This is a genomic window from Flavobacterium sp., from assembly GCF_044368625.1.
Classification (GTDB): Bacteria; Bacteroidota; Bacteroidia; order Flavobacteriales; family Flavobacteriaceae; genus Flavobacterium.
In genome coordinates this window covers 1-4,074 of record NZ_JBIPPD010000254.1, presented here as the reverse complement: position 1 = coordinate 4,074, position 4,074 = coordinate 1, and the positions used below count along the sequence as shown (strand labels likewise).

General features: G+C 34.3%; 4 protein-coding genes. 3 read left to right on the top strand and 1 reads right to left on the bottom strand.

What is annotated here, in order from left to right; translation table 11 throughout:
* Nucleotides 1–73: 73 nt before the first annotated feature.
* Nucleotides 74–523 (bottom strand): MarR family winged helix-turn-helix transcriptional regulator, encoded by a 450-nt coding sequence (locus ACIQ2X_RS14340; protein ID WP_396179631.1) that lies wholly within the window; start codon nucleotides 521–523, stop codon nucleotides 74–76.
* A gap of 336 nt (nucleotides 524–859) precedes the next feature.
* Between ACIQ2X_RS14340 and ACIQ2X_RS14335 the strand changes: the two genes are divergently transcribed.
* From ACIQ2X_RS14335 to ACIQ2X_RS14325, 3 genes are all read left to right on the top strand, one after another.
* On the top strand, nucleotides 860–2,251 hold the full coding sequence (locus ACIQ2X_RS14335; RefSeq protein ID WP_396179630.1) for a DUF1800 domain-containing protein: 1,392 nt from the start codon (nucleotides 860–862) through the stop codon (nucleotides 2,249–2,251).
* 2 nt (nucleotides 2,252–2,253) lie between these two features.
* Nucleotides 2,254–3,420: a DUF1501 domain-containing protein gene (locus tag ACIQ2X_RS14330; RefSeq protein WP_396179629.1), complete on the top strand. Its 1,167-nt coding sequence runs from the start codon at nucleotides 2,254–2,256 to the stop codon at nucleotides 3,418–3,420.
* 102 nt (nucleotides 3,421–3,522) lie between these two features.
* Nucleotides 3,523–4,074, top strand: a 552-nt coding sequence (locus ACIQ2X_RS14325; protein WP_396179628.1) for a hypothetical protein, incomplete at its 3' end; no start/stop codon positions are given.

Here is a 4,074-nt window from a genome sequence, read left to right as displayed (position 1 = left end):
ATTATCCCTGAACCAATGACTGCAACCTTTTTAATCAGTCGTTTCATTATATGTGTATTAATTTTATTAGTTTTTACTTTATATTAGTATCAGAAAAAATACTTTTGTCTGTAATCAAATCGTTTATGGTTTCGGCTACTTCCATAAAATGGTTCATTTTTTCCTCAGAAATATTTTTTTTAATGGTTTCATTAAATTTAAGTACGGTTGTTTTCGAAAGATCTCTTTTTTCTTTACCAAAATCAGTCAAGTAAATGAGTACTCCACGACCGTCAACGGGATTTTTCTTGCGAATAATTAAACCACGTTCCTCCATTGACTTCAGTATTCGAGTCAAACTAGTGGCTTCCATACCCATTTTTGGACCTAATGCTGTAGAGGGCGTTCCGTTTTCCTTGTCGATACTCAATAGTACAAATCCTGTAGCCATTGTAGCCCCGTACTTTGCAGCTTCTTCATTGTACATTCTTGAAACGGCTTGCCAAGTCGCTCTTAGTACATAATCAATTGTTTTATCCTTCATAATTCGAATTGGGAAATCAAATATAATAAAAAATAGTATGCATGCATAGTAAATATTTGAATTATTTAAAATTTAACAATAAATTTATATCAATTATTTTTATAAAGGTTTTAATATAGGAAATTAGTACTTTACTTATTGGATAGATAAGTCCTTATTAAATGTTATCATAAAGAAGTAAATTAAAACGGTGATGGATTATCAACGGTAGGTTTACATTAAAAAATGGATTTCAATTTTTTAATTTCAACTGAATCTGAATGTTAATTTTTTATGTATCAAATTTAAACCTTTTTGAATTCTAAAAGTCTTAACGCTATCTTTCAATCATCACCTATGAATAAAGCCACACTTTGGTCGCTGCGTTTGGGTTTTTCCAACAAGGAAGTCCATAAAATTGAATCACTCGGTTTAGAAAAATTTCTTGAAAATTCTTTCAAATCAAAAGTGGATACAATTATTCCAGCATTTCTTAATGATAGCCCAAAATCATTAGAGGATTTGAAAAAGTTGCGTCAAAATCGCAAAACGATTTCAGCCGAAGCGATTCGAGAAATGGTAAAAAAGGAGAATCAAGTTTCGCAGGAGATGAAAGTCTGGTGGATTGAAAAAATGATATCGGATGATTTTCCGCTCCGTGAAAAAATGACTTGTTTTTGGCACAATCACTTTGTTGCAACTTTTCAGAAAGTGAAAGTCAACCACTGGATTTTTCAGCACAATCAAATTTTGAGGGAACATGCATTTGGGAACTTCAAAACCTTAACGAAAAAAATAGTGCAATCCAATGCCATAGTGCGTTACTTGGACAATGTGGACAACCGAAGAGATAAAATCAACGAAAATTTAAGTCGTGAATTGTTGGAATTATTCACATTAGGCATTGGGAATTATACCGAAAACGACATTAAAAACGGTGCAAAAGGTTTGGCTGGTTTAGGTCCCGGTGAAAATGCAGCACAATACCGGAAGTTTATAGAAGATAATGAAACAATTACTTACCTTGGAAAAAAAGGTACGTTTAAAGCAGATGCATTAATTGATATTATTTTTGAACAAAAAAACGCCCCCTATTTAATTACTCGCAAAATTTTAAAGTGGTTCATTTACGACAATCCTCCCGAAGACTTAGTACTTTATTATGGCGACTATTTACGAGAGGTGGATTTTGAAATGCAACCTTTATTGAAAAAGATTTTTATTGAAGAATTTTCGAAAAACACAGGGGGTTCTAAAATAAAAGATCCGTTGGTTTTTATTTTACAGTTGAAACATGAGTTGCATATCGATACGATAAACACTCGATTGTTGAACACTTTTTTAAAGCAACAAGGTATGGATTTATTTGGTCAACCCAATGTAAAGGGCTGGAATGGCGGTAAAGAATGGTTGTCGTCGCAGATATATGTACAACGTCACAATACCGCAGATTTGCTTTGTAATGGGAAAGCAATCAGCCGTTTTACGTTTAATAATGATGACCCGTTGTTGTCAAAAAATCAAAATAGGGTTTCAAAAGTTTCAATTGATTTTGATGCTAGTGGCACTAATAAAACCATTATTGCCGAATTACAAGATCGCTTGTTGTTTCAAATGAATGAAGAGATGCAAGTCGATTTTGAAACGGTTCTCAAATACGATTTCAATCCTAAAAGTGAAGGAGCAGAAAATGCGGTACTTCGATTGTTTAACGCGATGGTAAAACTACCTGAATTTCAACTCATTTGATTATGAACAGACGCAACTTTTTAACCTTAACAGGAACATTTACAGGAGGATCTTTTTTGTTGCCCCAGTTTTTGCACGCGTTTGGAACACGCTCAAATTTGGCTGGAACCGAACAATGTTTGGTTTTTATTCAATTAAATGGCGGAAATGATGGTTTGAATACATTTATACCATTCGAAAATCCACTGTATTATGATTTTCGACCGAAGATAAGTCTGTCGAAAGACCTGGTAATTGGAAAATCAAGCGGAATGGGTTTTCATCCTGCTTTAAAAGATTTTGCCACGATGCAACAAAATGGGGATTTAAGTGTGGTGCAAAATGTGGGTTATCCACATCCGGTGCGTTCGCATTTTCGGAGTCAAGAAATTTGGCAAACCGCCACTAATAGCAATCATTACGCCACAAACGGTTGGCTTGGAAAATATTTAGATTTGCAATGCAAAGATCATCAACCAACAGCGGGAGTCAATTTGGACAGCATTGATAATTTGGCATTAAAAGGGGAGGAGCCGCATTCTATAACGGTAAAAGATCCCAATCGTTATAAAATTCGAAGTGATAAAGAAAAACAAGCGGTGCTTTCAGCAAATCCACAACTTGATTTTGTGCGTAAAATTGCCCATTCGGTCGTAGAAGGATCCGAAGATATTCAGAAAGCGTTGTCAAAATCCACTTCGGAAGTCAGCTATCCGAAAACCAATTTGGGTAAAAATTTGGAATGGATTGCACGTTTGGTCAAAGGAAATTTGAATTCGAAAGTGTATTATACTTCGCAAAATGGTTACGATACGCATGACAATCAATTGAACATACACCATCGAAATTTAACCGAATTGAATGATGCTTTGGCGGGTTTTTACAAGGATATGAAACAGTCTAATTTACTGCAAAATGTAACTGTTGTGGTTTTTTCCGAATTTGGAAGACGTGTTAAAGACAACGGTAACGGAACGGATCACGGCACTGCAGCACCGATGTTTGTTATTGGCGGAAATACAAAAGGAAAAGTAATGGGTACAAATCCCGATTTGAGCCAACTCGACAACGGCGATCTTATTCATAAAATTGATTTTAGATCCGTCTATGCGGGTTTGTTAACAGATAAATTGAATTTTGATCCGCAATTGATTGGTATTAAAAATGCAGCTATACAAGGTTTGTTTTAAGAAACTTTCTTTTTTGTGTATACGAAAGGATACTATTTTTTTTGGATAAAAGAAAACACTATTTTTGGGTACACGTTATTCACTTAAAAATAGAAATGGTTTATGGACACTACTAAAAAAAATATCTTCATACCTAAACTATACCAAACGGTTGGATTTTTAGCCTTTTTTTATGCAGGTTTGACCAGTATTCAAGCGATTTACGATGTGTTTTTTTATGTAGATGGAACTTGGCTTCACGGTTTTATTGCCAATGGTTCCGCTGTTGTAAGCGGCATTTTTTGGATTACTATTTTATATGTTTTCAAACTTTTTTTGAATAATATCCTTCATTATACGAAATCCAGTTTACTGCTGAATGCCTACATGATTTTCATAGCATTGAGCATTTTTTCTTTGGCTAAAGTGTTAATTCAGTCAATAGAATTGTACCAATCGCTAGACGGATCGGATGCTTTTAATGCAATGACCGGTTTTGCTACAACATCCATTTCTGGTGCTTTATTACTTTTAGCATCAAATTTTGCCATCATTTTGATTTGCATATTACTTGGTAACCGACTTCGAACGATACGTATAATTGAGCCAAAGCTTTTTATGCTTTTGGGTTATACCTTTATCATTTATGGAGTTACTTCTTTATTGGTAACAATT

Coding starts and splice junctions, on each gene's coding strand:
- ACIQ2X_RS14340 (WP_396179631.1), bottom strand. CDS start 523: ATGAAGGATAAAACAATTGATTATGTACTAAGAGCGACTTGGCAAGCC.
- ACIQ2X_RS14335 (WP_396179630.1), top strand. CDS start 860: ATGAATAAAGCCACACTTTGGTCGCTGCGTTTGGGTTTTTCCAACAAG.
- ACIQ2X_RS14330 (WP_396179629.1), top strand. CDS start 2,254: ATGAACAGACGCAACTTTTTAACCTTAACAGGAACATTTACAGGAGGA.